Source organism: Pseudomonas sp. Y24-6, from assembly GCF_020295325.1.
GTDB lineage: Bacteria > Pseudomonadota > Gammaproteobacteria > Pseudomonadales > Pseudomonadaceae > Aquipseudomonas > Aquipseudomonas gregormendelii.
The window spans coordinates 129277-155985 of sequence record NZ_JACBXG010000013.1 but is presented as its reverse complement, the minus strand read 5'-3'; the positions used below and the strand labels follow the sequence as shown (position 1 = coordinate 155985).

The following is a 26709-nucleotide window of genomic DNA, read 5'->3' as shown; positions in this document are numbered from 1 at the left end:
CAAGCCAGGCTCCCACAGGGCGCGCGGGTGTTTGTTGGGTTATGCAACGCTACAAATCTGTGGGAGCTGGCCTGCCAGCGATGGCGATGGTGAACGTGGCACCGCCATCGCTGGCAAGCCAGGCTCCCATAGGGCGCGCGGGTGTTTGTTGGGTTCTGCAACGCTACAAATCTGTGGGAGCTGGCTTGCCAGCGATAGCGATGGTGAACGTGACACCGTCATCGCTGGCAAGCCAGGCTCCCATAGGGCGCGCGGGTGTTTGTTGGGTTCTGCAACGCTACAAATCTGTGGGAGCTGGCCTGCCAGCGATGGCGATGGTGAACGTGGCACCGCCATCGCTGGCAAGCCAGGCTCCCACAGGGCGCGCGGGTGTTTGTTGGGTTGTGCAACGCTACAAACCTGTGGGAGCTGGCCTGCCAGCGATGGCGATGGTGAATGTGGCACCGTCATCGCTGGCAAGCCCGGCTCCCACAGGGCACGCGGGTGTTTGTTGGGTTGTGCAACACCACAAATCTGTGGGAGCTGGCGTGCCAGCGATGGCGATGGGGACTGTGGCACCGTCATCGCTGGCAAGCCCGGCTCCCACAGGGCACGCGGGTGTTTGTTGGGTTGTGCAACACCACAAATCTGTGGGAGCTGGCTCGCCAGCGATGGCGATGGTGAATGTGACACCGTCATCGCTGGCAAGCCAGGCTCCTACAGGGTGATGCGGATGCGGCGGCGGGCGCTGCGGGTCAGGCGGATGGAGAGCATCAGTGCGGCGCAGCTCAGGCCGACGATCAGGCCTTGCCATAGCCCGCTCGGGCCGCTTGGTTCGCCGAACCAGTCGGTGAGGCCTAGCGCATAGCCCACGGGCAAACCAATGCCCCAGTAGGCGAACAGGGTCAGGATCATCGTTACCCGGGTGTCCTGATATCCGCGCAGGGCACCGGCTGCGGTGACCTGGATCGCGTCTGAGAACTGGAACAGCGCCGAATACACGATCAGCATCGCCGCGACATGAATCACCGTCGGGTCCGAGGTGTAGATGGTCGCGATCTGCTCGCGCAGCAACAGCATCATGCTCGCCGAAATGCACGCATACGCCAGCGCGGTGCCCATGCCGACGCCGGCGGCGAACCTAGCTTCCCGCGGTTGCTCGCGCCCCAGCGCCTGGCCGACGCGCACGGTGACGGCCATGCCCAGGGAGTAGGGGATCATGAACACCAGGGAGCTGAAATTAAGGGCGATCTGGTGCCCGGCCACGACGGTCGCGCCGAGGCTGCCGATCAGCAGGGCGATCACGGCGAAGATGCTCGACTCGGCAAACACCGCAATGCCGATTGGCAGGCCGATGGAGAGCAGGCGCTTGATCACCGACCACTGCGGCCAGTCGAAACGGCTGAACAACTGGCTCGACTGATAAACCGGCGCCCAGCGTTCCCAGCCGGCCATGCCCAGGGCCATCACCCACATCACGATCGCCGTGGCCCAGCCGCAGCCAACGCCGCCCATGGCCGGTACGCCGAAGTGGCCGTAGATGAAGATGTAGTTGAGCGGGATGTTCAGTGCCAGGCCGCACAAGCCCAGGACCATGGCCGGACGGGTGCGCCCAAGGCCGTCGCTGAAGCAGCGCAGCACGTGGTAGAGCGCAACCGCAGGCAGGCCGCTGGCAATGCCGTGCAGGTACTGCATGCAGGGGCCGATGAGTTCGGGGTCGACATTCATCAGGTGCAGGATCGGCTCGGCGCTGAGCAGCATGCCGGTGGCCATCAAACCTACGACCAGTGCGAGCCACAGCGCCTGGCGCACGATCGGGCCGATTTCGCTGTGGGTGCCGGCGCCAAAGCGCTGGGCGACTTTCGGGGTGGTGGCGAGCAGGGTGCCGGTCATCAGCAGGAACACCGGGACCCAGATCGAGTTACCCAGGGCCACCGCCGCCAGATCCCGCGGCCCGACCCGGCCGGCCATCACGGCGTCGACGAAACCCATGGCGGTGGTGGCCAGCTGCGCGATCATGATCGGCAGGGCCAGGCCCAGCAGGTTTTTCAGCTCCAGACGCACCCGGGCCGGGCGGGTGAGGGGGGTGGTAGAGGCGTGGTCAGTGGCGGAATTCAAGGCGTAACGTCCAAAGGTATTGATGCGCGAGGCGGGGCATTCTACGCGTTGACGCAGTGGTCAGGAAAATAGCTATGTTGGGGATTTGTAATTGCACAAAAACCGTTCCCTCATCCCGCCCCGGTCCCCCTACGGGTGGTGAGGGATCGGTGCTAGGCGATGGGTGGCTTCTGCGCCTACACTGCCGATCCCCCAAAGGAGCCCACCATGCTGATCGTTGCCGACGAAAATATCCCGCTACTCGATGCCTTTTTCGAATCCTTCGGTGAGATCCGCCGGGTACCGGGGCGGTCGATCGATCGCGCTACCGTTGAACAGGCCGACGTGTTGCTGGTGCGCTCCGTGACCAACGTCAACCGCGCTTTGCTCGAAGGCAGCAAGGTGCGGTTTGTCGGGACCTGCACCATCGGCACCGATCACCTTGACCTGGACTACTTCCAGCAAGCCGGCATTAGCTGGTCGAGCGCTCCCGGCTGCAACGCCCGGGGCGTGGTCGACTATGTGCTTGGCAGCCTGTTGACCCTGGCCGAGATCGAAGGCGCGGACCTCAAGCAGCGCACTTATGGCGTGGTGGGGGCCGGTGAAGTGGGCGGTCGCCTGGTTGAAGTGCTGAAGGGCCTGGGCTGGAACGTGCTGGTCTGCGACCCGCCGCGCCAGAGCGCTGAGGGCGCTGATTTTGTCAGCCTGGAGCAGATCATCGAGCGCTGCGATGTCATCAGCCTGCACACCCCCCTGAAAAAACACGGCGCGCAGTCCACCTGGCACCTGTTCGACCGCGATCGCCTGAACCAGCTCAAACCCGGCACCTGGCTGATCAACGCCAGCCGCGGCCCGGTGGTCGACAACGCCGCCCTGCGCAACGTGCTGCTGCAGCGCGAAGACCTGCAGGCGGTGCTGGATGTCTGGGAGGGTGAGCCTGAGGTGGATGTGGCGCTGGCGGATCTGTGCGTGTTGGCGACGCCGCACATTGCCGGCTACAGCCTCGATGGCAAGCAACGCGGCACGGCGCAGATCTATCAGGCGTTTTGCGATTTCCTTGGGCAGCCGGCGACGGTCAGCCTGAGTGAGCTGCTGCCCGCGCCCTGGTTGGCTCAGGTCACTCTCAACGCCCAGACCGACCCGGCCTGGGCGCTGGCGATGTTGTGCCGCGGGGTGTACGACCCACGCCGGGATGATGCGGATTTCCGTCGCAGCCTTGTAGGCAGTGTGAGCGAGCAGCGTGCGGCGTTTGATGCGCTGCGCAAGCATTACCCGTTGCGCCGGGAGATTGATGGGCTGCAGGTGCGGGTTGAGGGGGAGTCGGTGGAGTTGCATAAGATCGTGGCGGCGTTGGGGGCTGCGGCACTCTGACGACCGTATTGGCCCCATCGCGGGCAAGCCCGCTCCCACAGGGTTAATGCGCTTTCAAAATTGCCGCGGGACCTGTGGGAGCGGGCTTGCCCGCGATAGCCACACCACCCACCTCAAACAGCACCCATAAAAAACCCGGCCATAAGGGCCGGGTCAAAGAAGACGGGCTATATCAATCTTGTTTGGCAGGCTCGACCAATCGCTTCTCCAGGTCGCGGCAAGCGTCCTGGATCATGTCTTCAGTGATTGGCACTTCGCGCCCTTGCTCGTCGATAATCGAGCAACCCAGAGACTGGCCGGGCTGTGTACGAATCACTTCAATCTTGTCTTCGCTGCTGTGTTGCAAGGACATGGCCTGTCTCCTCATCAGGTTGTGTGCTTACTATAAAACCGCCTGGTGACCGGGCTGTGACAGTTCTCTGCGGTCTTTCCTGGACGGCATCGACAGTCCACCAGAAATAACGCAGGGTTGCCACCCGGACTTTAGACCAATAGCGTCTAGCGCCTAGGCCTTGCGGTCATAATTAACCTGACTCATTGTGATTTACACAAGTTCCCTTCAAACCACCGCGCCGTGGCGCACCTGGATGATTTTGATGCTTTCTGCCCGTCACCGCCGTGCCATTCGCCTGACCAGCCGTTTTCTCGCACCGTACCGCTGGCCAGCCCTCGGCGCGTTGTTGGCCTTGATTGCCACGGCGGGCATCACCCTGTCCATGGGGCAGGGCATCCGACTGCTGGTGGATCAGGGGTTCATGACCCAGTCACCGCATTTGCTCAATCAATCCATCGGCCTGTTCATGTTGCTGGTTGGGGGCTTGGCGGTCGGCACCTTTGCGCGTTTTTACCTGGTGTCGTGGATCGGCGAGCGGGTGGTTGCGGACATTCGCCGGCAGGTGTTCAACCACCTCGTCTACCTGCATCCCGGTTTTTATGAGGACAACCGCAGCTCCGAGATCCAGTCGCGCCTGACGGCCGACACCACTTTGCTGCAATCGGTGATCGGCTCTTCGCTGTCGTTGTTCCTGCGTAATTTGTTGATGGTGATCGGCGGTGTGATCCTGCTGTTCATCACCAACCCCAAGCTCACCAGCATCGTGGTGGTCGCCTTGCCGCTGGTGATTGCGCCGATCCTGATCTTCGGTCGCCGGGTGCGCAGCCTGTCGCGCATGAGCCAGGACCGCATCGCCGACATCGGCAGCTACGTGTCCGAAACCCTGGGCCAGATCAAGACCGTGCAGGCCTATAACCATCAGGTGCAGGACGAGCAACGGTTTGCCGTGACTGTGGAGCAGGCGTTCGAGACCGCGCGCAAGCGGATCTTCCAGCGCGCCTGGCTGATTACCCTGGTGATCGTGCTGGTGCTGGGGGCGGTGGGCGTGATGTTGTGGGTGGGCGGCATGGACGTGATTGCCGGGCGGATTTCCGCGGGCGAGCTGGCGGCTTTCGTTTTTTACAGCCTGATCGTCGGCAGCGCGTTCGGCACCTTGAGCGAAGTGATTGGCGAATTGCAACGCGCCGCTGGCGCCGCCGAGCGCATTGCCGAGTTGTTACGTTCGCAGAACATCATCCAGGCGCCGACCTCGGGGCTGGTGACCTTGCCCGAGCGGGTCGCCGGCGATCTGGTGCTGGAGGATGTGCGTTTTTCCTACCCCTCGCGGCCGGACAGCTACGCGGTCGATGGCCTGAGCCTGACCATCCATGCCGGCGAAACCCTGGCCCTGGTCGGGCCTTCGGGGGCTGGCAAGTCGACGGTGTATGACCTGCTGCTGCGCTTCTACGACCCCATCGCCGGGCGCATCCTGCTCGACGGCGTGCCACTGACCCAGCTCGACCCCCTGGACCTGCGCCGCTGTTTCGCGCTGGTCTCGCAGAACCCGGCGCTGTTTTTCGGCAGCGTCGAAGAGAACATCCGCTATGGCCGACCGGACGCCACCCTGGCCCAGGTGCAGGAAGCGGCGAAAATCGCCTATGCCCACGACTTCATCGAACAGATGCCCGACGGCTACCAGACCCACCTCGGCGACGGCGGCCTGGGCTTGTCCGGCGGCCAGCGCCAACGCCTGGCCATCGCCCGCGCGCTGCTGGTGGACGCCCCCATCCTGCTGCTCGACGAAGCCACCAGCGCCCTCGATGCCCAGAGCGAACACCTGATCCAGCAAGCGCTGCCCAGCCTGATGAAAAACCGCACCACCCTGGTCATCGCCCACCGCCTGGCCACGGTGAAAAACGCCGACCGCATCGCGGTGATGGATCAGGGCAAATTGGTCGCCGTGGGGACGCATCAGGAGCTGATCGCGGGGAATGCGCTGTATGCACGGTTGGCGGCGTTGCAGTTCAGTGATGGGCATGACGGGGCGTGAATGTGTGGCAGTGGCTCACCCATTACTGACCCGGTACCGGCTAAGTAACCGACTAAGTAACCGACCAGGTATCGGCACTCGAAAATATGCAGAAATTGCGCAGATCAGCGGCTTTAAATCGCTGGGCTAACCTTGAGTAATCTGCATGTTTCAGGGAGGGCAACGGAATGCCCATCGCCGCAAATGGATGTCGCCTGCGTAGGTCCAGATTTTCTGAGCAGGGTCGTATTTATCTGCTGACAGCAGTCACTCATCAGCGTCAGCCGGTGTTTGCTGACTGGCGCTTGGGCCGCCTGTTGGTGGATCAATTGCGCTGCGCCGATGAGGGGGCGGCGATCAGTTCCATGGCATGGGTTGTGATGCCGGATCACCTGCATTGGCTGATTGAGCTTAAGCACGGGACGCTCGCGGAGTTGATGTGTCGCATCAAGTCCAGGAGCAGCCGTTCGATCAATCTGCTGCGTGGAGATCAGGGGCGAGTGTGGCAGAGGGGGTATTACGACCGAGTGTTGCGGCGTGACGAAGACATCAAGGGGGCGGCGAGGTACATCGTCATGAATCCGTTGCGGGCGGGGTTGGTTCGGCGGGTTGGTGATTATCCGTTGTGGGATGCGATTTGGGTTTGAAGATCAGAATCAAAAATCAAAAGATCGCAGCCTTCGGCAGCTCCTACGGGGGCACCGCTGCGATCTCTTGATCTTGCTTCAATAAATCTTACTGATCATCAAAATACCGCTCATGCCAATCCACCAGCGGCTGCGGTGAATTCAGCTTCTGCCCGTAGATCACCGAATACGACAACACGTTCTGCACGTACTGCCGGGTTTCATCGAACGGAATGCTCTCCACCCACACGTCGAAACTCAGGTGATCGGCACCGCGTAGCCACTGGCGTACGCGGCCCGGGCCGGCGTTGTAGGCGGCGGAGGCGAGGACGCGGTTGCCGTTGAACTGGGCGTGGACCTGGCTCAGGTAGGCGGCGCCGAGCTGGATGTTGGTGTCCGGGTTGAGCACTTGCTGCGGCGAGGCCAGGGGAATGCTGAACTTGCGTGCAGTTTCCTTGGCGGTGGCTGGCATCAGCTGCATCAGGCCGCTGGCGCCGACGCCGGAGCGGGCGTCGTCCATGAAGGCGCTTTCCTGGCGGGTAATGGCGAAGACCCAGCTGGAATGCAGGCCGCGGACCTTGGCTTCGCGCACCAGGGTTTCGCGGTGGGCCATCGGGAAGCGGATATCGAGGTCGTCCCAATACTGCGCCTGGCTGATGGTGCGGATCGCCGGGAAATACCATTTCAGGTCATAGGCCAGTTTGGCCTGTGCGACCATTTCATCGCGGTTGAAGTGGCGGCTGACGTGATACCACTCGCGGCGACCGTCGACGATCTGCCCGCGAGCATGAAACTCCAGCGCGCGGCGAATGCCCGGTGTATTGCGCACCTTGTTGATCAGCGCCTGGCTTAGCACCAGCGGCTTGTTGTTCAGCGAGTAGGGCGATTGCGAACGATCGGCGGCCAGGAAGCCATAGAAGTCACGCTCGCGGGCCAGGCCCTTGTACAGCGTCTGTGCTTCCGGGTTCTGCGGTTGGGCCAGTTCCAGGCTGCGGGCCTGCCAGTAGCGCCAGCGGTTGGTGGTCGCCAGGTCCTGGGGCAGGCGGCGAGTCAGCTGATAGGCATCATCCCAACGCGCCAGGCGCAGCAACAGGCGCAGGCGCCATTCGGAAACGGTGTTGTCGCGCAGCTCCGGGTCGTACTTGGTCATCACATCCAGCGCGCGGGCGTCGAACCGGCGGGCGAGGGTCAGGCCGATTTCCCGGGCAATGGCGACTTTTTCATCCCGGGAAAAATGCATGCTGCTGGCATAGCCGTCGAGCAGGGCCATGGCCTTGTCCGGGTCCTGGCGCGCCAGGCGGCGCAAGCCAAGGCTGACGACGTCGGACATCGGCTCATCGGCCGGGGTGAAGCGTGAGGGCTGGTTGAGCAGCTCGGGTTTCTGCGCTACATCCACCAGCAGGCGGCCGCGTGGGGCGAGGGTGGTGAGGCCGTTGACCAGGCTGTTGGCCAGCGGATAGTTGCGCGCCTGGGCCGCAAGCTTGGTGCGCTCCCAGCGTTTTTGTTCAGTCAGTTGACCATCGGCGGCCCACACCCCGAACAAGCCGTCGCAGGCGGCCGGCAGGGATTTACCGGTGAGCCACAGCTTGTTGGCGTTGGCGTAGCCTTCGGATTTCTGATTGTGGCCGATCTGGTATTGCGCGTTCAGGCAATCCAGCTCGGTGAAGTTGAGCTTGGGGTCGTAATACTTGACGAAGGGTGCCCAGTCGCCGCGTTCGGCCAGCCAGCGCAACCAGCGCAGTTTCATCCAGTTGGCCTGGGGCAGGTCACCGTGCTCGGCGAGGAATTTCTCGATTTCGGCATTGCTGGCGGTTTTCAGGCGCGCGGTCAGTTCGTCATACGCCAGGTAAGGTTCCAGCGGATAATCGGCCAGGGCCTGGCTGTAGCGCATATAAGGGCCGGTATCGCCCTTGGCCAGCGCGCGCTTGGCTTCGTCGTAGTATTGGCGCTGGGTGGACAGGTCCACCGCCTGGGCTGATTGGATGGCAGAGGCAGAAAGAAGCAAACATGAAAAAAGACTGAAAAGGCGACTGCGCATGAGACATCCGGGCAGAGAAATCATGACAAGTGCGGGCAGGACCCACACTGAATAATCTGTAGCTTAGCCTTTTGCCGGCGACCGGCGAAAGCTTTGCCGGCCTCTTGGCATCAGTTCGCAACATTTGTCATGCAGAGTGCCCCGACATTGAAATTGCCGGCCTTTTGCAGCCTCAAGTCAGGTAGAATGCGCGCCCGGTTTTTGGAGAAGCTCATGACCCTGCTCAAATTCAGCGATGTGTCCCTTGCTTTCGGCTCTACGCCGTTGTTGGACAAGGTGTCCTGGCAGATCGCCCGTGGAGAGCGGGTGTGCATCATCGGCCGCAACGGCACTGGCAAGTCCAGCATGATGAAGCTCGTCAAGGGCGACCAGAAGCCGGATGACGGCTCCGTTTGGCGTGCCCCCGGCCTCAAGATTGGCGAATTGCCGCAAGAATTGCCGGTAGCCGACGAGCGGACCGTGTTCGACGTGGTGGCTGAAGGCCTGGACGGTGTTGGCGAGCTGCTCGCGCAGTATCACCACCTGAGCCAGAACATCGTCACCGACGCCGACCTGGACAAGCTGATGCACGTCCAGCACGACCTCGAAGCCCGTGACGGCTGGCGCTTGCAGCAACTGGTCGACAGCACCCTGAGCCGCCTGCAACTGCCGGCCGACAAGACCTTGTCCCAATTGTCCGGTGGCTGGCGTCGTCGCGTGCTGCTGGCCCAGGCCCTGGTTTCCGAGCCGGACCTGCTGCTGCTCGACGAACCGACCAACCACCTGGACATCGGTGCCATTGCCTGGCTGGAAGAAGCGCTGAAGGATTTCCAGGGCGCCGTGCTGTTCATCACGCACGACCGTTCTTTCCTGCAGAACCTGGCGACCCGCATCCTGGAACTGGATCGCGGCGGCCTGATCGACTGGAACGGCGACTACGCCAGCTTCCTGGTGCACAAGGAAGCGTCGCTGGCCGCTGAAGAAACCGCCAACGCGCTGTTCGACAAGAAGCTGGCCCAGGAAGAAGTGTGGATCCGCCAGGGCATCAAGGCCCGGCGTACCCGTAACGAAGGCCGTGTTCGCGCATTAAAAGCATTGCGCGTCGAGCGTAGCGAGCGTCGTGAGCGCACCGGCAAGGCCAACATCCAGCTGGACACTGCCGACAAGTCCGGCAAGCAGGTGATGGTCCTGGAGAACGTGAGCTTCGCGCACCCGGGCGGCCCGTTCCTGATCAAGGATTTTTCGATGGTCCTGACGCGCGGCGACCGTATCGGCCTGCTCGGCGCCAACGGTACCGGCAAGACCACGCTGCTGAAATTGATGCTCAACGGCCTGCAGCCTACCAGCGGCACCGTGGAGGAGGGCACGCGCATCGACGTGGCCTACTTCGACCAGTTGCGTCATCAGCTGGACCTGGAAAAGACCGTGATCGACAACGTGGCCGAAGGCCGCGACTTCATCGACATCGACGGCCAGAGCCGCCACGTGCTGAGCTACCTGGGCGACTTCCTGTTCAGCCCGCAGCGTGCCCGCACGCCGGTCAAGGCGCTGTCGGGTGGTGAGCGTGCGCGTCTGTTGCTGGCCAAATTGTTCAGTAAACCAGCCAACCTGCTGGTGCTCGACGAACCGACCAACGACCTCGACGTGGAAACCCTCGAGTTGCTGGAAGAGGTCCTGCTGACCTTCAACGGCACCGTGCTGATGGTCAGTCACGACCGGGCATTCCTCGACAACGTGGTCACCAGCACCCTGGTCTTCGAAGGTGAAGGCAAGGTTCGCGAATACGTCGGTGGTTATCAGGACTGGCTGCGCCAGGGTGGCTCGCCGCGCCTGCTGGGCGTGACCGAGAGCAAATCGGGTAAAGCCGACCTGACGTCGGCGGTGGTGACTGCCGAGGCGGCGCCTGTAGCTGCTGCGGTTGAAGCGCCAGTGGCGAAGAAGAAACTCAGCTACAAGCTGCAGCGCGAGCTGGAAGCCTTGCCGGGCCAGATCGAAGCCATGGAGCAGCAGATCGCCGCGGTTGAAGCGCAAATGGCCGACAGCGCGTTCTACCAGCGTCCTGCGGCGGAAACCGCAGCGGTGATTGCTCAGCTGGAGCAGTTGCAGGCGGAACTGGAAGTGATGGTGGAGCGTTGGGCCGAGCTGGACGCCTGATTAACCCCGCAATAAAAAAGCCCGGCGTTCAGAGATGAGGCCGGGCTTTCTTATGGAATACGACCACCCGTAGGAGCTGCCGAAGGCTGCGATCTTTTGATCTTGCTTTAAAAAATCAAAATCAAGATCAAAAGATCGCAGCCTTCGGCAGCTCCTACGGGGGATTGTGTTGTCAGCTTTTGTTTTGCAGACGCACCGCCAGCACGTCACACGGCGCGCCGTGCAGCACGTCATTGGCCGTCGAGCCCAGCAGCAATGCCAGGCCATGGCGGCCATGACTGCCCACCACGATCATGTCGCAGCCTTGCTCCTTGGCCAGGTGATGGATTTCCTGGCGCGGTTGGCCGTAGGTCAGGTGGCTGAATTCCTTGGACAGCTCCGGGTACTTGATGATCAACCGGTCAAGTCGCTCGCGGGCCTGGTCAAACTGCTGTTGTTGCAGTTGCGACAGGTCCATGGGCACGTCGCCGCCAAAGGCCATGGCCATCGGTTCGACGATGTGCACCAGGGACAGCTTGGCACCGTTGCTCACCGACAGTTCGCGAGCACGGTGGATTACAGGGTCGCACTCTTCGGTTAGATCTACAGCGACCAGAATATGGTGGTAGGGCATGAGGTGCTCCTCCTGGGAATGGCAATAGTGATAAGTATGGCTGGTTTCAAGCGCAGCGGTTCCAAAGTGACCCGGACGCGCTCATTTAAAAAAACGATGCCTGTAAAAACGGAGTACTGATATGACGGTCTGGATAGTGGTGTCAATCCTGTTGGTGGTTTTGAGTCCACTGGCATGGTTGCGGCCGTCCCGTGGCCAGAGCGGTCGCATGGCCCTGCGCATGGAGGCGCGACGCATGGGCCTGGCCATGCAACTGGCGCCCGTGGAGTGGCCGCACTGGCTCAGCCAGGAGCCGCCAAGCCCGTGCGCGCAGTACCATCGGCCACGACGCGGCAAGCGGCCGGCCTGCTGGAGTTACTGGCAGAAAGCCCCTGGGGTCTGGGTGAATCAGTGGCAGGAAGTTTGCGAGGATCAGGCGCTGCTGAATCATTTCGAAAAATTGCCAGACAACGTCTACAAGGTCGAGGCGGATCAGCAAATGATCACCTTGTATTGGGGGGAGAAGGGCGAGGCGAGTGTTTTGCAACAAATCGACGCCACCCTCAAGGCCCTGGCCTGAAAACGGTGGCATCCGCGGTGTGACATCCACCGGTGCCATCCACATTTCCCGAGACAATAAAAAGCCCGACATCAACATCGGGCCGGGTTGGCCAGGCAGGCCGGAAAACGGTGTGGGCTGATCTTACGCTTGGCATTCGTCTAAGCGTTGATAAATTTTCCTCCAGGTCCCCGCCAGCGTAGCCTCTTAAACGGAAGCTGCCGCGAATTAGGGCGACTTTTCTAACTATTGATTCTATGAATGGCCACACATGCACCCGCGTGTTGAAGATCTTCGCGTAACGGAAATGACCGCAAAGTCGCATTTGCGCCCCTATTTTGGGCGATTGACAATTGCCTGAAATTCCGTGAAGGTGACGTACCCAAATCAAACGGGCGTATGAATTGAGCGTTTGCATTGTGCATCGCTCCTACGAATCCCGACTATCGCGTTGGCGGGTGTGCCGGGTGGATTGGCGTAGCATCGACGAATAACGTCCTGCCAAGCCATTCGCCTGCGTCCGACGTGTACTGTTCAGCTTCCATATCGTGGAGATCAGTTGATGATTTACGAAGGTAAAGCCATCACGGTTACGGCTCTTGAAAGTGGCATCGTCGAATTGAAATTCGACCTCAAGGGTGAGTCCGTCAACAAGTTCAACCGTCTAACCCTGAACGAACTGCGTCAGGCCGTAGACACCATCAAGGCAGATGCTTCGATCAAGGGTGTGATCGTCAGCAGCGGCAAGGACGTTTTCATCGTCGGCGCCGACATCACCGAATTCGTCGAGAACTTCAAGCTGCCCGATGCAGAGCTTGTTGCAGGCAACCTCGAAGCCAACAAGATATTCAGCGATTTCGAAGACCTCAACGTCCCGACTGTCGCCGCGATCAACGGCATCGCCCTGGGTGGCGGTCTGGAAATGTGCCTGGCGGCGGACTACCGCGTCATGTCCACTTCGGCCAAGATTGGTCTGCCGGAAGTCAAGCTGGGCATCTACCCGGGCTTCGGCGGTACCGTGCGCCTGCCGCGCCTGATCGGTGCCGACAACGCCATCGAATGGATTGCCGCCGGCAAGGAAAACCGTGCTGAAGACGCGCTGAAAGTCGGCGCTGTAGACGCAGTGGTAGCTCCTGAGAAACTGCAGGAAGCGGCCCTTGAACTGATCAAGCGCGCCATTTCCGGTGAGTTTGACTACAAGGCCAAGCGCCAGCCGAAGCTGGAAAAGCTCAAGCTGAACGCGATCGAACAAATGATGGCTTTCGAAACCGCCAAAGGTTTCGTGGCCGGTCAGGCTGGCCCGAACTACCCGGCGCCGGTTGAAGCGATCAAGACCATCCAGAAAGCCGCGAACTTCGGTCGCGACAAGGCTCTGGAAGTCGAAGCCGCAGGTTTTGTGAAACTGGCCAAGACCTCTGCTGCGCAGAGCTTGATCGGTCTGTTCCTGAACGATCAGGAACTGAAGAAAAAGGCCAAGGCCTACGACGAAATCGCTCGCGACGTGAAGCAGGCTGCCGTATTGGGCGCCGGCATCATGGGCGGCGGCATCGCCTATCAGTCGGCTTCCAAAGGTACGCCGATCCTGATGAAGGACATCAACGAACACGGTATCGAGCAGGGCCTGGCTGAAGCCGCCAAGCTGCTGGTTGGCCGCGTTGATAAAGGCCGCATGACGGCTGCGAAAATGGCCGAAGTGCTCAACGGCATCCGTCCAACCCTGTCCTACGGCGACTTCGGTCACGTGGACCTGGTGGTCGAAGCCGTGGTCGAGAACCCGAAAGTCAAGCAGGCCGTACTGGCCGAAGTGGAAGACAAGGTCAAAGAGGACACCATCCTCGCGTCCAACACCTCGACCATTTCCATCACCTTGCTGGCCAAGGCCCTCAAGCGTCCGGAAAACTTCGTCGGCATGCACTTCTTCAACCCGGTGCACATGATGCCGCTGGTTGAAGTGATCCGTGGCGAGAAGTCCAGCGAGCTGGCTGTTGCCACCACCGTTGCCTACGCCAAGAAAATGGGCAAGAACCCGATCGTGGTCAACGACTGCCCGGGCTTCCTGGTCAACCGCGTGCTGTTCCCGTACTTCGGCGGTTTCGCCAAGCTGGTCAGCGCTGGTGTGGACTTCGTGCGCATCGACAAGGTCATGGAAAAATTCGGCTGGCCGATGGGCCCGGCTTACCTGATGGACGTGGTCGGCATCGATACCGGTCACCACGGTCGTGACGTGATGGCTGAAGGCTTCCCGGATCGCATGAAAGACGACCGCCGTTCGGCGATCGACGTGCTCTACGAAGCCAAGCGCCTGGGCCAGAAGAACGGCAAGGGCTTCTACGCCTACGAGACCGACAAGAAGGGCAAGCAGAAGAAAGTGGCCGACCCGTCGGTGCTGGAAGTGCTCAAGCCGATCGTTTACGAGCAGCGCGAAGTCACTGACGAAGACATCATCAACTGGATGATGATCCCGCTGTGCCTGGAAACCGTGCGTTGCCTGGAAGACGGCATTGTCGAAACCGCCGCCGAAGCCGACATGGGTCTGGTCTACGGTATTGGTTTCCCTCCATTCCGTGGCGGCGCGCTGCGCTACATCGATTCGATCGGTGTTGCCGAGTTCGTTGCCCTGGCTGACCAGTACGCTGATTTGGGCGCGCTGTACCACCCGACCGCAAAACTGCGTGAAATGGCCAAGACTGGCCAGCGGTTCTTCGGTTAAGCGTCCCAACACTTGAGCGAGAGTGAAATTTTATGAGCTTGAATCCAAGAGACGTCGTGATTGTCGACTTCGGTCGTACGCCGATGGGCCGCTCCAAGGGCGGCATGCACCGCAACACCCGTGCCGAAGACATGTCGGCGCACCTGATCAGCAAACTGCTGGAACGCAACGTCAAGGTTGATCCTAACGAAGTCGAAGACGTGATCTGGGGCTGCGTCAACCAGACCCTGGAGCAGGGCTGGAACATCGCCCGCATGGCGTCCCTGATGACGCAGATCCCGCACACCGCTGCCGGCCAGACCGTCAGCCGCCTGTGTGGCTCCTCGATGAGCGCGCTGCACACTGCGGCGCAAGCGATCATGACCGGCAACGGTGACGTATTCGTGGTTGGCGGCGTCGAGCATATGGGTCACGTGAGCATGATGCACGGTGTCGATCCGAACCCGCACATGTCGCTGTACGCGGCGAAAGCCTCGGGCATGATGGGCCTGACCGCAGAAATGCTTGGCAAGATGCACGGGATTACTCGCGAACAGCAGGACGCCTTTGGCGTGCGTTCCCACCAGCTCGCTCACAAGGCGACGGTGGAAGGCAAGTTCAAGGACGAGATCATCCCGATGCAGGGCTACGACGAGAACGGTTTCCTGAAACTGTTCGACTACGACGAAACCATTCGTCCGGAAACCACCCTGGAAAGCCTGGCGGCGTTGAAGCCAGCGTTTAACCCCAAGGGCGGCACCGTGACAGCCGGTACTTCGTCGCAGATCACTGATGGTGCCTCGTGCATGATCGTGATGTCGGCGCAACGTGCACAGGACCTGGGCATCCAGCCGCTGGCGGTGATCCGCTCGATGGCAGTGGCAGGTGTGGACCCGGCGATCATGGGCTATGGTCCAGTACCGGCCACCCAGAAAGCACTTAAGCGTGCGGGCCTTGGCATCAACGATATCGACTTCTTCGAGCTCAACGAAGCTTTCGCCGCACAGGCCCTGCCAGTGCTGAAAGATCTGAAAGTGCTCGACAAGATGAACGAGAAGGTTAACCTGCACGGCGGCGCGATCGCCTTGGGTCACCCGTTCGGTTGCTCCGGAGCGCGTATCTCCGGCACTCTGCTGAACGTGATGAAGCAAAATGGCGGCAGCCTCGGGGTTGCCACCATGTGCATTGGTCTCGGCCAAGGCATCTCCACCGTCTTCGAACGCGTTTAAGCGTTACGTTGATGGAAGCCGGGGCCAAGTGCCCCGGTTTTTGTTTTTCTGAAATTTTTTTTATTTTTATTTTGAAAAGATTTGTGCGAGGGCCAAACCATGCCGTTACTACCTGGGCTCTACCAACATTACAAAGGTCCGCAGTACCGCGTATTCAGCATTGCGCGACATTCGGAAACTGAAGAAGAAGTGGTCTTCTACCAAGCCCTGTATGGTGATTACGGCTTTTGGGTGCGTCCCTTGAGCATGTTCCTGGAGTCGGTCGAGGTTGACGGCGAACAGGTGCCACGCTTTGCTTTGGTGCAGGCCGAACCGAGTGTTTTTTCGAAGGTATAAGCGGAGTGCGCGCAGAACCCTGCGCTTGACCTCATCTTGTAGCCACTATATATAGCGGTGCCGCGTCAGGCGCCAACCGCCTTTCACTTCTAGAATTCAGGAATTTTCTGATCCATGGGCAAATCGCTGGTCATTGTGGAATCCCCGGCTAAGGCCAAGACCATCAACAAGTATCTGGGTAACCAATACGTGGTGAAGTCGAGTATCGGCCATATCCGAGACCTGCCCACCAGCGGTTCGGCTAGCGCCAGCAAAGAGCCTGCCGCCAAGCGCGGCAAGGCCGCTGCGGGCGAAGGCCCGGTGCTCACGCCGAAAGAGAAGTCGCGCAAGCAACTGGTCTCCCGCATGGGCGTCGATCCCGATAACGGCTGGAAAGCCAAGTACGAGATCCTCCCGGGCAAGGAAAAGGTCATCGAAGAGCTGCGCCGGCTCGCCAAGGATGCTGACACCATCTATCTCGCAACCGACTTGGATAGAGAGGGGGAAGCCATTGCCTGGCACCTGCGCGAAGCCATCGGTGGCGACGACAGCCGCTACAAGCGCGTGGTGTTCAACGAAATCACCAAGAAGGCGATTCAGGAAGCCTTCTCCAAGCCCGGCGAGCTGGACATCGACCGCGTCAATGCCCAGCAGGCGCGTCGCTTCCTCGACCGCGTGGTGGGTTACATGGTGTCGCCGCTGCTGTGGGCCAAGATCGCCCGTGGCCTGTCTGCCGGTCGCGTGCAATCGGTTGCCGTGAAGCTGGTGGTGGATCGCGAGCGCGAAATTCGTGCGTTCAACCCTGAAGAATACTGGGAAATCCACGCCGACCTCGGCACCGCCAAGGGCGCCACCGTGCGCTTTGACGTTGCCCGCGAGAAAGGCGAGGCCTTCAAGCCGCTTAACGAAACCCAGGCCATGGCCGCGCTGGAGAAGCTCAAGGCTTCCAGCTACAGCATCGTCAAGCGTGAAGACAAGCCGACCAGCAGCAAGCCGTCTGCGCCCTTCATCACGTCCACCCTGCAGCAGGCCGCGAGTAACCGCCTGGGCTTCGGCGTGAAGAAAACCATGATGATGGCCCAGCGTCTGTATGAAGCCGGCTACATCACGTATATGCGTACCGACTCCACCAACCTCTCGGCTGATGCCGTGACCATGGCGCGCAGCTACATCGAGACCGAGTTCGGCAAGAAGTACCTGCCGGAAAACCCGAACGTCTACAGCAGCAAGGAAGGCGCACAGGAGGCTCACGAAGCGATTCGTCCTTCTGACGCCAATACCGAGCCAAGCAAGCTGTCGGGCATGGAGCGTGATGCAGAGCGCCTCTACGAGCTGATCTGGCGCCAGTTCCTGGCGTGCCAGATGCTGCCGGCGCAATACCTGTCGACCACCGTTACCGTGGGTGCGGGTGATTTCGAGTTGCGCGCCAAGGGCCGTATCCTCAAGTTCGACGGTTACACCCGCGTCATGCCGCAGATCGTCAAGCCTGGCGATGACGATGTACTGCCGGACATGGCCCAGGGCGACTCGATGAAGCTGATCAAGCTTGATCCGACCCAGCACTTCACCAAGCCGCCTGCGCGTTACTCGGAAGCGAGCCTGGTCAAGGAAATGGAAAAACGCGGCATCGGTCGTCCTTCGACTTACGCCGCGATCATTTCGACCATCCAGGACCGCGGCTACGTTGCACTGCACAACCGCCGGTTCTATTCGGAAAAAATGGGCGACATCGTCACCGAGCGCCTGTCCGAGAGCTTCCCGAACCTGATGGACTACGGCTTCACGGCCGGCATGGAAGAGAACCTCGATGACGTGGCCAAGAGCGAGCGCGACTGGAAAAGCGTGCTGGACGAGTTCTACGGCGACTTCAAGAAGAAACTCGAAGTAGCTGAAAGCGCTGAAGGTGGCATGCGCGCCAACCAGCCGGTGATGACGGACATCCCGTGCGTGGTGTGCGGTCGTCCGATGCAGATTCGTACGGCATCGACCGGCGTGTTCCTCGGTTGCTCCGGCTACAGCCTGCCACCGAAAGAACGCTGCAAGGCCACCGTCAACCTGGTGCCGGGCGATGAAATTGCCGCAGACGACGAGGGCGAGTCCGAATCCCTGGTGCTGCGCGGCAAGCATCGCTGCCCGATCTGCAGCACGGCGATGGACGCCTACCTGCTGGACGAGAAGCGCAAGTTGCACATCTGCGGTAATAACCCGGACTGCGACGGCTACGAGATCGAAGAAGGCAGTTATCGCATCAAGGGCTACGAAGGTCCGAGCCTGGAATGCGACAAGTGCGGCAGCGAGATGCAACTCAAGACCGGCCGTTTCGGCAAGTTCTTCGGCTGCACCAACGCGACCTGCAAGAACACCCGCAAGCTGCTCAAAAGCGGTGATGCGGCGCCGCCGAAGATGGACCCGGTGAAGATGCCTGAGCTCAAGTGCGAGAAGGTCAACGACACCTACATCCTGCGCGACGGTGCTTCCGGGTTGTTCCTGGCCGCCAGCCAGTTCCCGAAAAACCGTGAGACTCGTGCGCCCCTGGTGATGGAGATCATTCCGCACAAGGACGAGATCGATCCGAAGTACCACTTCCTCTGCGAAGCACCGAAGAAGGACCCGGATGGCTTGCCGGCAGTGATTCGTTACAGCCGCAAGACCAAGGAGCAGTACGTGCAGACAGAAGTCGACGGCAAGCCGACTGGCTGGAAGGCTTACTACGACGGTGGCAAGTGGACGGTAGAAGACAAGCGCCCGGCGAAAGCCAAGGCTTGATTCGGCGCTGATATAAAAAACCGCATGAAACCCGAGGGGCGTCATGCGGTTTTTTTTGCAGGCAAGATCGCAGCCTTCGGACGATCTTTTGATTTTGATTTACTTGCCGCAGGCCAGGTGTATCCACGACACTGTCCGACCTGCATGAAGCAATTATTTCGTTGTGGAGGCTGCCGTCATGGCCCACGAACTCTATACCCGCACCAACCAGAAGATTTATTTCGCCGGCCTTTCGCTTGAAGCGCTGGGCAAAGCCGAAGAGGGGCGGGCGATGAACTCCCTCGCGTTGATCCAGGCGGGGCGTGAATCGGCGCTGTTTCATCTGTACGGCGCGCTGCTGGGCCTGTGCCATGAGATCGCCGGCTTCTACCGTCTGCCGCAGGCCAACGCCCCGCGCGCAGAGATGCTGCTGACGCGCGAAGTGCTCGAAGCCATCGCTATTCCGGAAATGGCCGAGATGGTCGAGCTGGCGCAAAACCCGGAAACCTGGCTGGCGAAGTTGCTGGCCGCGTACTCGGCGCTGTTCCAGCCACCGCGTGCTCCGCACAAGCCCAAGGGTGACGTGACCCAGCCGCTGATCCAGGCGATCAACCTGGACGAAGAGCAGGCGCCTCGGGAGCTCAGCCGCGAAGAGCTGGAGAGCTGGCGGCAGAACCTCAAAGGCTTGGCCATTCGTTTTCGTGAAGGCTTGAACGAGTGCTGATGGCTGGGGATTCAGCGGTGCTGCCAATGGCGCTGCTGGTCAAGATCCCGAGCGAAGCATGGCCGATGCCTATATAATCCCCGCCTTTCGTGGAGAACAGACTTATATGCCAACGTCGTTTCTGGAAATTGTCGAGTTGCCTGACGGCCGTATCGAGCTGCGCAGGGCTGAGGACGAGGGTTCTCTGGTGACTTTGGATTTTTCCGAAGATGCCAAAGCGTTCCTGCAAGGCCAGCACGTGGAAGTCGCCAAGGCGATGTTGAGCGTCGGCGTGCAGATGGCCGGTCGCATGGTTGAAGGCGAATTAGAGCAGGAAGAGGGGTCGCGGGTTCTTCATTGATCCCCGCCCGTCGGTTTCTGCAGACACCGCTACGGTTCGGCTTCTCTGTCCTTTGAGAAGCCCCGCGCATGATCCTTGCGCGCAGCAGGTTCGCTTAGCCCAGTCGAATATTCAGGCTTTGTGCGTCCCCGATCCGGGCGGCGCTGATCAACTGTTGCCGTTGGGTTGAACCCAGCGGATTGAGCCAGCTCACAACCGTGTGGCTGCGGCCCAGTCGAAGTGCTTCGCACGTCAGCTGCTGAGCGCTCTGGGTGCCCCGTGGTTGCAGCAGCAGGATGCGCTCGCGGTTGAGGCCGGCGTCCCGCAACCAGGCCTGGGTCAGGCTGGCGGGCGGGGCGATCAGGGTGAGCCAGCGGGCGTCCTGGTCCTGGCTCAGTTCCCTGAGGATCGGGGCGAGAAGGTTGAGGCAATTCCCGGCTGCACCACGCAGTGACAGTTCGCTGAAGACTTCCGGTTCGGCGCTCCACGGCGATTCGACCACGTCTTTGAGGATGGGCGCCAACGGCTGCACCATGAACGCCTCGAACAACGGCAGTTGGGCTTGCTGTGATGTGTGCGGGAATTGCATAAAGCCTCCTTTAGCGGCGAATGACGCCGACACTCAAGCCTTCGATCACCAGTTCCTGATCTTTCAGGTTGACTTCGATAGGGGCGAACTCAGGGTTTTCAGCCAGCAACCAGACTTTGCTGCCATCGCGCTTGAAGCGTTTGACGGTCACTTCATCGCCGATCCGCGCAACCACGATCTGGCCATTACGGGCTTCGCGAGTGGTATGAACCGCCAGCAGGTCGCCGTCGAAAATGCCGACGTCCTTCATGCTCATGCCATGGACACGCAGCAGGTAGTCGGCGCGTGGATGAAAGAAGGTCGGGTTGATGTTGCAGGATTCCTCGATGTGCTGCTGGGCCAGGATGGGCGCACCGGCAGCCACGCGGCCAATGATTGGCAGGGTGGAATCGTCGGCGGCCTTGGCTTCGAAGCCTGGAATACGGATGCCGCGGGACGCGCCCGGGGTCATTTCGATTGCACCTTTGCGGGCCAGGGCCTTGAGGTGTTCTTCCGCCGCGTTCGGCGATTTGAAGCCCAGTTCCTGGGCGATTTCCGCACGGGTCGGCGGGTAGCCGTTGTCTTCGAGGCAGCGTTTGATGAAGGCCAGAATCTCTGCTTGGCGTGGCGTCAGCTTTAGCATATTGATCGCTCTGTCTTTTTATACAGTGACTGGGATTATATACAGTGGAACGGTCTTGGCAATGCCCGTTTTTTTACCCGCCGCTGGACGGTCGATCCGGGCCCTGATTGAAGCTTTGCAGTTGTATGGTTAAATAGCTGACCGACCATTCCCAAAACGAACCGCCAGGCTTGACAAGACAGGGTCTGAAACGTATGTTTCAAACAAGTGTTTGTCAGGCGGAGTAGCCATGGCCCAGTCGGAAACCGTTGAACGCATTCTCGATGCTGCCGAGCAATTGTTCGCGGAAAAAGGTTTCGCCGAAACCTCGTTGCGCCTGATCACCAGCAAGGCCGGGGTCAACCTGGCGGCGGTGAACTATCACTTCGGCTCGAAGAAAGCCCTGATCCAGGCCGTGTTCTCGCGCTTCCTCGGGCCGTTCTGCCTGAGCCTCGATAAAGAGCTGGAACGTCGCCAGGCCAAGCCGGAAAACAAGCCGACGCTGGAAGAGCTGCTGGAGATCCTGGTCGAGCAGGCCCTGGTCGTGCAGCCGCGCAGCGGTAACGACCTGTCCATTTTCATGCGCCTGCTGGGTTTGGCGTTCAGCCAGAGCCAGGGCCATTTGCGTCGTTACCTGGAAGACATGTACGGCAAGGTGTTTCGCCGCTACATGATGCTGGTCAACGAGGCTGCCCCGCGTATTCCGCCGATCGAGTTGTTCTGGCGCGTGCACTTCATGCTCGGTGCCGCTGCGTTCAGCATGTCGGGGATCAAGGCGCTGCGGGCGATTGCCGAGACCGATTTCGGCGTCAACACGTCGATCGAGCAGGTCATGCGCCTGATGGTGCCTTTCCTGGCCGCCGGCATGCGCGCCGAAACCGGCGTGACAGACTCCGCCATGGCCACCGCGCAGTTGCGTCCACGCAGTAAATCGACACAGGTTGCCGCCAAGGTTTAACCGCGTACGGGTGGGCGCGGCAGCTGACATCCGCTAAGCTAGCCGCCCATGCCGACTCTCGTTCTGAACCCGCTCCCCATTGCACTCGTCGACCTGCCTGGCCTCGCCCAGGTTGGCGAATTTGCACGCGCCGGGTTTTTCGTTATCAAGGAATCTCTATGACTGCTGGCCTGCAAGGCTCGTTGATGGTGGACGTCGCCGGTACCTGGCTGACGGCTGAAGATCGCCAGTTGCTGCGTCAACCGGAAGTGGGCGGGCTGATCATTTTCGCCCGCAACATCGAACACCCACGCCAGGTGCGTGAATTGAGCGCGGCGATTCGCGCGGTGCGTCCCGACCTGTTGCTGGCAGTCGACCAGGAAGGCGGGCGGGTGCAACGGCTGCGCCAGGGCTTCGTGCGCCTACCGGCCATGCGCGCCATTGCCGATAACCCGAATGCCGAATACCTGGCGGAGCAATGTGGCTGGATCATGGCCACTGAAGTGCTGGCTGTGGGTCTGGACCTGAGTTTCGCCCCGGTGCTGGACCTCGATTACCAGCGCAGCGCCGTCGTCGGCACCCGTTCGTTCGAAGGTGATCCGCAACGCGCCGCCTTGCTCGCCGGCGCGTTCATTCGCGGCATGAACAGTGCCGGCATGGCTGCCACCGGCAAGCACTTCCCCGGGCATGGCTGGGCCGAAGCAGATTCCCATGTGGCCATCCCCAACGATGAGCGCAGCCTTGACGAAATCCGCGCCAACGACCTGGTGCCGTTTGCCCGGTTGAGCAAGCAGCTGGCGGCAGTGATGCCGGCCCATGTCATTTACCCGCAAGTAGACGCCCAGCCGGCCGGCTTCTCCCGCCGCTGGTTGCAGGACATCCTGCGCGGCGAGCTGCAATTTGACGGTGTGATCTTCAGTGATGACCTGTCCATGGCCGGTGCCCATGTGGTCGGCGATGCGGCCAGCCGGATCGAAGCGGCGCTGACGGCCGGTTGCGACATGGGCCTGGTGTGCAACGACCGCGCAGCGGCAGAGCTTGCCCTGTCGGCGGCGCAGCGTTTGAAAGTCACCCCTTCGCAGCGCATTGCGCGGATGCGTGGGCAAGCCTTCGTCGGTACCGAATACCGTCAGCAGCCGCGCTGGCTGGCGGCCATCGGCGCGCTCAAAGAAGCTCAACTGATTGAATAAGGATTCAACGTTATGACGGTTTACGCGATCATCGGTGGCACCGGCCTGACCCAGCTCGAAGGCCTGAACATTCGTCAGTCCCTGGCCGTGGACACGCCTTACGGCGCGCCGTCGGCCGAGGTGCAGATTGGCGAATACGCCGGCAAGGAAGTGCTGTTCCTCGCCCGTCACGGCCATCCACACCGTTTCCCGCCGCATCAGGTGAATTACCGCGCCAACCTCTGGGCCCTGAAGCAGGCCGGCGCCGAGGCGATCCTGGCGGTCAATGCCGTCGGCGGTATCCACAGCGCGATGGGCACCGGGCATTTCTGTGTGCCGCACCAACTGATCGACTACACCAGCGGGCGTCAGCACACGTTCTTTGCCGATGACCTGGAACAGGTGACCCACATTGATTTCAGCTACCCCTACAGCGAGCCGTTGCGCCAGCAATTGATCGCAGCGCTGGCGGCAGAGGGTGTCGAGTACAGCAGCCAGGGCGTGTATGCCTGCACCCAGGGACCGCGCCTGGAAACGGTTGCCGAAATTACCCGGCTGGAGCGTGATGGCTGCGACATCGTCGGCATGACCGGCATGCCTGAAGCGGCGCTGGCGCGGGAGCTGGAGCTGGATTACGCCTGCCTGGCGCTGGTGGTGAACCCGGCGGCGGGCAAGTCGACGGCGATCATCACCATGGCCGAGATCGAGCAGGCTTTGCATGACGGGATGGGGAAGGTGAAATCGACTCTGGCGCGGGTGCTTAAGGGCTAATCAGTTTTGGGGGCGGGGTGAGCCCATCGCGGGCAAGCCCGCTCCCACAGGAAATGTGTGGTAGCTCCACAGTGGTGGGGCTTGCACATACTTCTTGTGGGAGCCCCGCATTGCCGGGCCAACAACAATCTCTGTGGGAGCGGGCTTGCCCGCGATGACGGCCTGACAGGCACCACTGTGCTCAGCGCTTCTCCAGTTTGTCCGGCAGCGGCGCAAACAGCGCCTCGATATCATCACTCTGCAACTTCCAGTCCCCGGCACTGCGCCCATCCAGCACGCCCGCCGCCAGGTCGGATTTTTCCTTTTGCAGGTGCTGGATTTTCTCCTCCACCGTGCCCCGGGCAATCATCTTGTAGACGAACACCGGTTTTTCCTGGCCGATGCGGTAGGCCCTGTCAGTCGCCTGGTTTTCCGTCGCCGGGTTCCACCACGGGTCATAGTGAATCACCGTGTCCGCTTCGGTCAGGTTCAGGCCCACGCCGCCGGCCTTCAAGCTGATCAGAAAGATCTGCCGCTTGCCGCTCTGAAAGTCTTTCACCGGCGCGCGGCGGTCGCGGGTCTGGCCCGTGAGCAAGGCATATTCCACGCCGCGCTTCTTCAGCTCGACCTCGATCAATGCCAGCATCGAAGTGAACTGCGAGAACAACAGAATCCGCCGGCCCTCTTCGAACAGTTCCTCCAGCATTTCCATCAGGCTGTCGAGTTTGCCCGAGGTGCTGCCGCGCGTCGGCGGGGCGGCATCGCTGACCAGGCGCAAGTCGCAACACACCTGACGCAGCTTCAGCAGCGCTTCGAGAATGATGATCTGGCTGCGGGCCACGCCTTTGCGGGTGATCTCGTCGCGTACTTTCTTGTCCATGGCCAGGCGCATGGTTTCGTACACGTCGCGCTGGGCTTCGTTGAGCTCGACCCAGTGAATGATTTCGGTTTTCGGCGGTAATTCTGTCGCCACCTGCTCCTTGGTGCGGCGCAGCAGAAAGGGTTTGATCCGCCCGTTCAGGTGCTGCAGCCGGACTTCGCTGGCGCGCTTTTCAATGGGCACGCGGTAATCGCGATTGAAGCTCTTCACGTCGCCCAGCCAGCCGGGCAGCAGGAAGTGAAACAGCGACCACAACTCCCCCAGGTGATTCTCCAATGGCGTGCCACTCAGGCACAGGCGCTGGCGCGCGTTCAGTTCGCGGGCCGCCTGGGCGGCTTTGCTGTTGGGGTTCTTGATGTACTGCGCCTCATCCAGCACCAGCACGTGCAAAGGTTGCGCCGCCAGGTGCTCGAGGTCTTTGGGCAGCAGTGCATAGGTGGTCAGGATCAGGTCGTAGTCGCCAAGGTGGGCGAAATGTTTTTTTCGGCTGGCACCGTACAGCGCCAGCACCTTGAGCTGCGGGGTGAAGTGCGCCGCTTCGTCGAGCCAGTTGGGGATGAGGCTGGTGGGCATCACCACCATGCACGGGCGATCGAGGCGCCCGGCGTTCTTCTCGCTGAGCACGTGTGCCAGGGTCTGCAGGGTTTTCCCCAGGCCCATGTCATCGGCGAGAATGCCGCCTACTTCCAGCTGGCGCAGCGACTGCATCCAGCTCAAGCCTTCCAGCTGATACGGGCGCAGGGTGGCGTTGAGGCCGTCGGGCGCGGTCGCAGTAAAGTCCTTGATGTCGCGCAGGCGCTGGGCAAACGTGCGGATCTGCTCGCCGCCTTCCCAGAGCAGTGGCATGTCTTCCAGCGGGTTGAGACGTGTGGCATCGGCCTTGCTCAGGCGCAGCGTGGTTTCGCCGGGCTCCTGCAGGTAGAACTCGCCCAGGGTCGCCAGCACCGGCTTCAACCGACCCAGGGGCAGGGCGACTTGCAGCGGGCCGTACTCGGAGTTGGGCCGATTGGGAATGTTGACCAGGATCAGCTCGTCGTCCCGACGCCGTGCCAGGCGTTCCGGGTTGAGGATTTCGGTGTGCGAGCGCATCAGGTTCAACAGGATCGGCAGCAGGCTCAGGCGCTCGCCATTGACGATGATGCCCAGCTCCAGGTCGAACCAGTCGCGTTCCGGTGCCTGTTCGACGGTGGCGTACCAGTCGTCCACGGCCGTCAGGTCGAAGCCGAATTCCTCGTCGATCTGCAACTCCCAACCCTGGGTGCGAAGCTTGGGCAGTTCATTGAGGGTGAAGGTCAGCCAGGCGCTGTCGTTGACCATTTCGAACAGCTCGCCCGCGCTTTCCGGCAGGGCCTTGCTTTGGCGGGTGGCGATCTTGAAGCCGAGGATTCGCAGGTGCTCCCGGTAGGACTGTTCCACTTCCGGTTGACGCTTGATCCGCAGGGTCTGGGTCTCCTGGCGGATGAGAATGTCGGCGTTTTTTTGCCCGCTGACGTATTCGTCCAGATAGCTGAACGACAGCGCGGCGCGATGCTGGATGTAGCGCTGCATCTTGCCGTTGCGCGGCTCGAATGCACTGAATTCGATACTCGCCAGCCACAGGCGCGGCACCGGCTGGACATTCTCCACCAGCACCTGAGGCACGCTTTTGGGGTTGCGGTTTTCCAGTACGGCCGAGAGTTTTTCCAGCAGTTCTGCGTCTTTGGCGGCCGCTGGATAGTCGAGGGTTTCCTGCACCTGCAGCAGCACCGCAGCGCAATGCTTGCAGTTGTTGCGCACCGGGCAACTGCAGGTGGCATCGACCATCAGCAGGGTGGACTTGGCCGACTCGCGCAGGCGAATGGTCTGGCGGTAGACGTTGCCACCAGAGCCTTCGCACGCGGCAACGATCGTGGCGTCGCCCACTTCGACGATCCTGACGCGGTTCTCCAGGGCGTAGCGCCGGCCACGCTCCAGGCTCTGTTCCTTGAATCGGCTGACCCAGGACGGTGCCAGGGGTTTGCTCAGGGTCGTGGACATAAGGACTTC

The 26709-nt window shown here is 61.1% G+C and carries 21 protein-coding genes; 14 read left to right on the top strand and 7 right to left on the bottom strand.

Annotation, left to right across the window (positions count from 1 at the left end):
• Positions 1 to 696: 696 nt before the first annotated feature.
• A complete protein-coding gene (locus HYI44_RS23245; RefSeq protein WP_225570619.1) occupies positions 697 to 2097 on the bottom strand; it encodes an MATE family efflux transporter in 1401 nt (466 codons plus the stop codon).
• Positions 2098 to 2304: 207 nt separating this feature from the next.
• On the opposite strand from HYI44_RS23245, the gene pdxB reads away from it, so the two are divergent.
• Positions 2305 to 3447, top strand: coding sequence for a 4-phosphoerythronate dehydrogenase PdxB (gene pdxB / locus HYI44_RS23240; RefSeq protein WP_225570618.1), 1143 nt, complete (start codon positions 2305 to 2307; stop codon positions 3445 to 3447).
• A 172-nt stretch (positions 3448 to 3619) separates the two neighbouring features.
• On the opposite strand, the gene HYI44_RS23235 is transcribed toward pdxB, so the two are convergent.
• Complete coding sequence (locus tag HYI44_RS23235) at positions 3620 to 3799, bottom strand: PA1571 family protein (protein WP_045062396.1); 180 nt, start codon at positions 3797 to 3799, stop codon at positions 3620 to 3622.
• A 235-nt stretch (positions 3800 to 4034) separates the two neighbouring features.
• Here HYI44_RS23235 and HYI44_RS23230 point away from each other — a divergent pair, with 235 nt between their 5' ends.
• Positions 4035 to 5810 carry an ABC transporter transmembrane domain-containing protein gene (locus HYI44_RS23230; RefSeq protein WP_201149025.1) on the top strand — a complete coding sequence of 592 codons (1776 nt, stop codon included), beginning with the start codon at positions 4035 to 4037 and terminating at the stop codon, positions 5808 to 5810.
• A 167-nt stretch (positions 5811 to 5977) separates the two neighbouring features.
• Positions 5978 to 6436, top strand: coding sequence for an REP-associated tyrosine transposase (locus tag HYI44_RS23225; protein WP_122838155.1), 459 nt, complete (start codon positions 5978 to 5980; stop codon positions 6434 to 6436).
• 88 nt (positions 6437 to 6524) lie between these two features.
• Here the strand turns inward: HYI44_RS23225 and HYI44_RS23220 are convergent, their stop codons facing one another.
• The gene (locus tag HYI44_RS23220) at positions 6525 to 8453 is read right to left on the bottom strand and encodes a transglycosylase SLT domain-containing protein (RefSeq protein ID WP_225570617.1); all 1929 of its coding nucleotides are present in this window, start codon (positions 8451 to 8453) and stop codon (positions 6525 to 6527) included.
• Between the two features lie 213 nt (positions 8454 to 8666).
• Here HYI44_RS23220 and HYI44_RS23215 point away from each other — a divergent pair, with 213 nt between their 5' ends.
• Complete coding sequence (locus HYI44_RS23215; RefSeq protein ID WP_122838157.1) at positions 8667 to 10586, top strand: ATP-binding cassette domain-containing protein; 1920 nt, start codon at positions 8667 to 8669, stop codon at positions 10584 to 10586.
• Between the two features lie 172 nt (positions 10587 to 10758).
• On the opposite strand, the gene HYI44_RS23210 is transcribed toward HYI44_RS23215, so the two are convergent.
• On the bottom strand, positions 10759 to 11199 hold the full coding sequence (locus HYI44_RS23210; protein ID WP_122838158.1) for a universal stress protein: 441 nt from the start codon (positions 11197 to 11199) through the stop codon (positions 10759 to 10761).
• A 121-nt stretch (positions 11200 to 11320) separates the two neighbouring features.
• Here HYI44_RS23210 and HYI44_RS23205 point away from each other — a divergent pair, with 121 nt between their 5' ends.
• The 7 genes from HYI44_RS23205 (at position 11321) to HYI44_RS23175 (ending at position 19779) form a co-directional block, all read left to right on the top strand.
• A complete protein-coding gene (locus HYI44_RS23205) occupies positions 11321 to 11758 on the top strand; it encodes a hypothetical protein (RefSeq protein WP_122838159.1) in 438 nt (145 codons plus the stop codon).
• A 541-nt stretch (positions 11759 to 12299) separates the two neighbouring features.
• The gene (gene fadB / locus HYI44_RS23200; protein WP_045062410.1) at positions 12300 to 14447 is read left to right on the top strand and encodes a fatty acid oxidation complex subunit alpha FadB; all 2148 of its coding nucleotides are present in this window, start codon (positions 12300 to 12302) and stop codon (positions 14445 to 14447) included.
• A 32-nt stretch (positions 14448 to 14479) separates the two neighbouring features.
• A complete protein-coding gene (gene fadA / locus HYI44_RS23195; protein ID WP_045062413.1) occupies positions 14480 to 15655 on the top strand; it encodes an acetyl-CoA C-acyltransferase FadA in 1176 nt (391 codons plus the stop codon).
• Positions 15656 to 15754: 99 nt separating this feature from the next.
• Complete coding sequence (locus tag HYI44_RS23190; protein WP_122838160.1) at positions 15755 to 15991, top strand: DUF1653 domain-containing protein; 237 nt, start codon at positions 15755 to 15757, stop codon at positions 15989 to 15991.
• A 114-nt stretch (positions 15992 to 16105) separates the two neighbouring features.
• On the top strand, positions 16106 to 18736 hold the full coding sequence (topA, locus tag HYI44_RS23185; RefSeq protein ID WP_122838161.1) for a type I DNA topoisomerase: 2631 nt from the start codon (positions 16106 to 16108) through the stop codon (positions 18734 to 18736).
• Between the two features lie 178 nt (positions 18737 to 18914).
• Complete coding sequence (locus HYI44_RS23180; protein WP_225570616.1) at positions 18915 to 19439, top strand: DUF6586 family protein; 525 nt, start codon at positions 18915 to 18917, stop codon at positions 19437 to 19439.
• Between the two features lie 106 nt (positions 19440 to 19545).
• On the top strand, positions 19546 to 19779 hold the full coding sequence (locus tag HYI44_RS23175; RefSeq protein WP_045062423.1) for a hypothetical protein: 234 nt from the start codon (positions 19546 to 19548) through the stop codon (positions 19777 to 19779).
• 94 nt (positions 19780 to 19873) lie between these two features.
• On the opposite strand, the gene sulA is transcribed toward HYI44_RS23175, so the two are convergent.
• Both sulA and lexA read right to left on the bottom strand, forming a co-directional pair.
• Entirely contained in the window at positions 19874 to 20347 is a 474-nt protein-coding gene (gene sulA / locus HYI44_RS23170) for an SOS-induced cell division inhibitor SulA (protein ID WP_045062425.1), read from the bottom strand.
• Positions 20348 to 20357: 10 nt separating this feature from the next.
• Complete coding sequence (lexA, locus tag HYI44_RS23165) at positions 20358 to 20969, bottom strand: transcriptional repressor LexA (protein ID WP_122838163.1); 612 nt, start codon at positions 20967 to 20969, stop codon at positions 20358 to 20360.
• Between the two features lie 229 nt (positions 20970 to 21198).
• Here lexA and HYI44_RS23160 point away from each other — a divergent pair, with 229 nt between their 5' ends.
• From HYI44_RS23160 to HYI44_RS23150, 3 genes are all read left to right on the top strand, one after another.
• Positions 21199 to 21906, top strand: a complete 708-nt coding sequence (locus tag HYI44_RS23160; protein ID WP_008037709.1) for a TetR/AcrR family transcriptional regulator — start codon at positions 21199 to 21201, stop codon at positions 21904 to 21906.
• Positions 21907 to 22064: 158 nt separating this feature from the next.
• A complete protein-coding gene (nagZ, locus tag HYI44_RS23155; RefSeq protein ID WP_122838164.1) occupies positions 22065 to 23075 on the top strand; it encodes a beta-N-acetylhexosaminidase in 1011 nt (336 codons plus the stop codon).
• 12 nt (positions 23076 to 23087) lie between these two features.
• The gene (locus HYI44_RS23150) at positions 23088 to 23825 is read left to right on the top strand and encodes an S-methyl-5'-thioinosine phosphorylase (RefSeq protein WP_122838165.1); all 738 of its coding nucleotides are present in this window, start codon (positions 23088 to 23090) and stop codon (positions 23823 to 23825) included.
• Between the two features lie 181 nt (positions 23826 to 24006).
• Here HYI44_RS23150 and HYI44_RS23145 read toward each other — a convergent pair whose 3' ends face one another.
• Complete coding sequence (locus HYI44_RS23145; RefSeq protein ID WP_122838166.1) at positions 24007 to 26700, bottom strand: DEAD/DEAH box helicase; 2694 nt, start codon at positions 26698 to 26700, stop codon at positions 24007 to 24009.
• Positions 26701 to 26709: the final 9 nt, after the last annotated feature.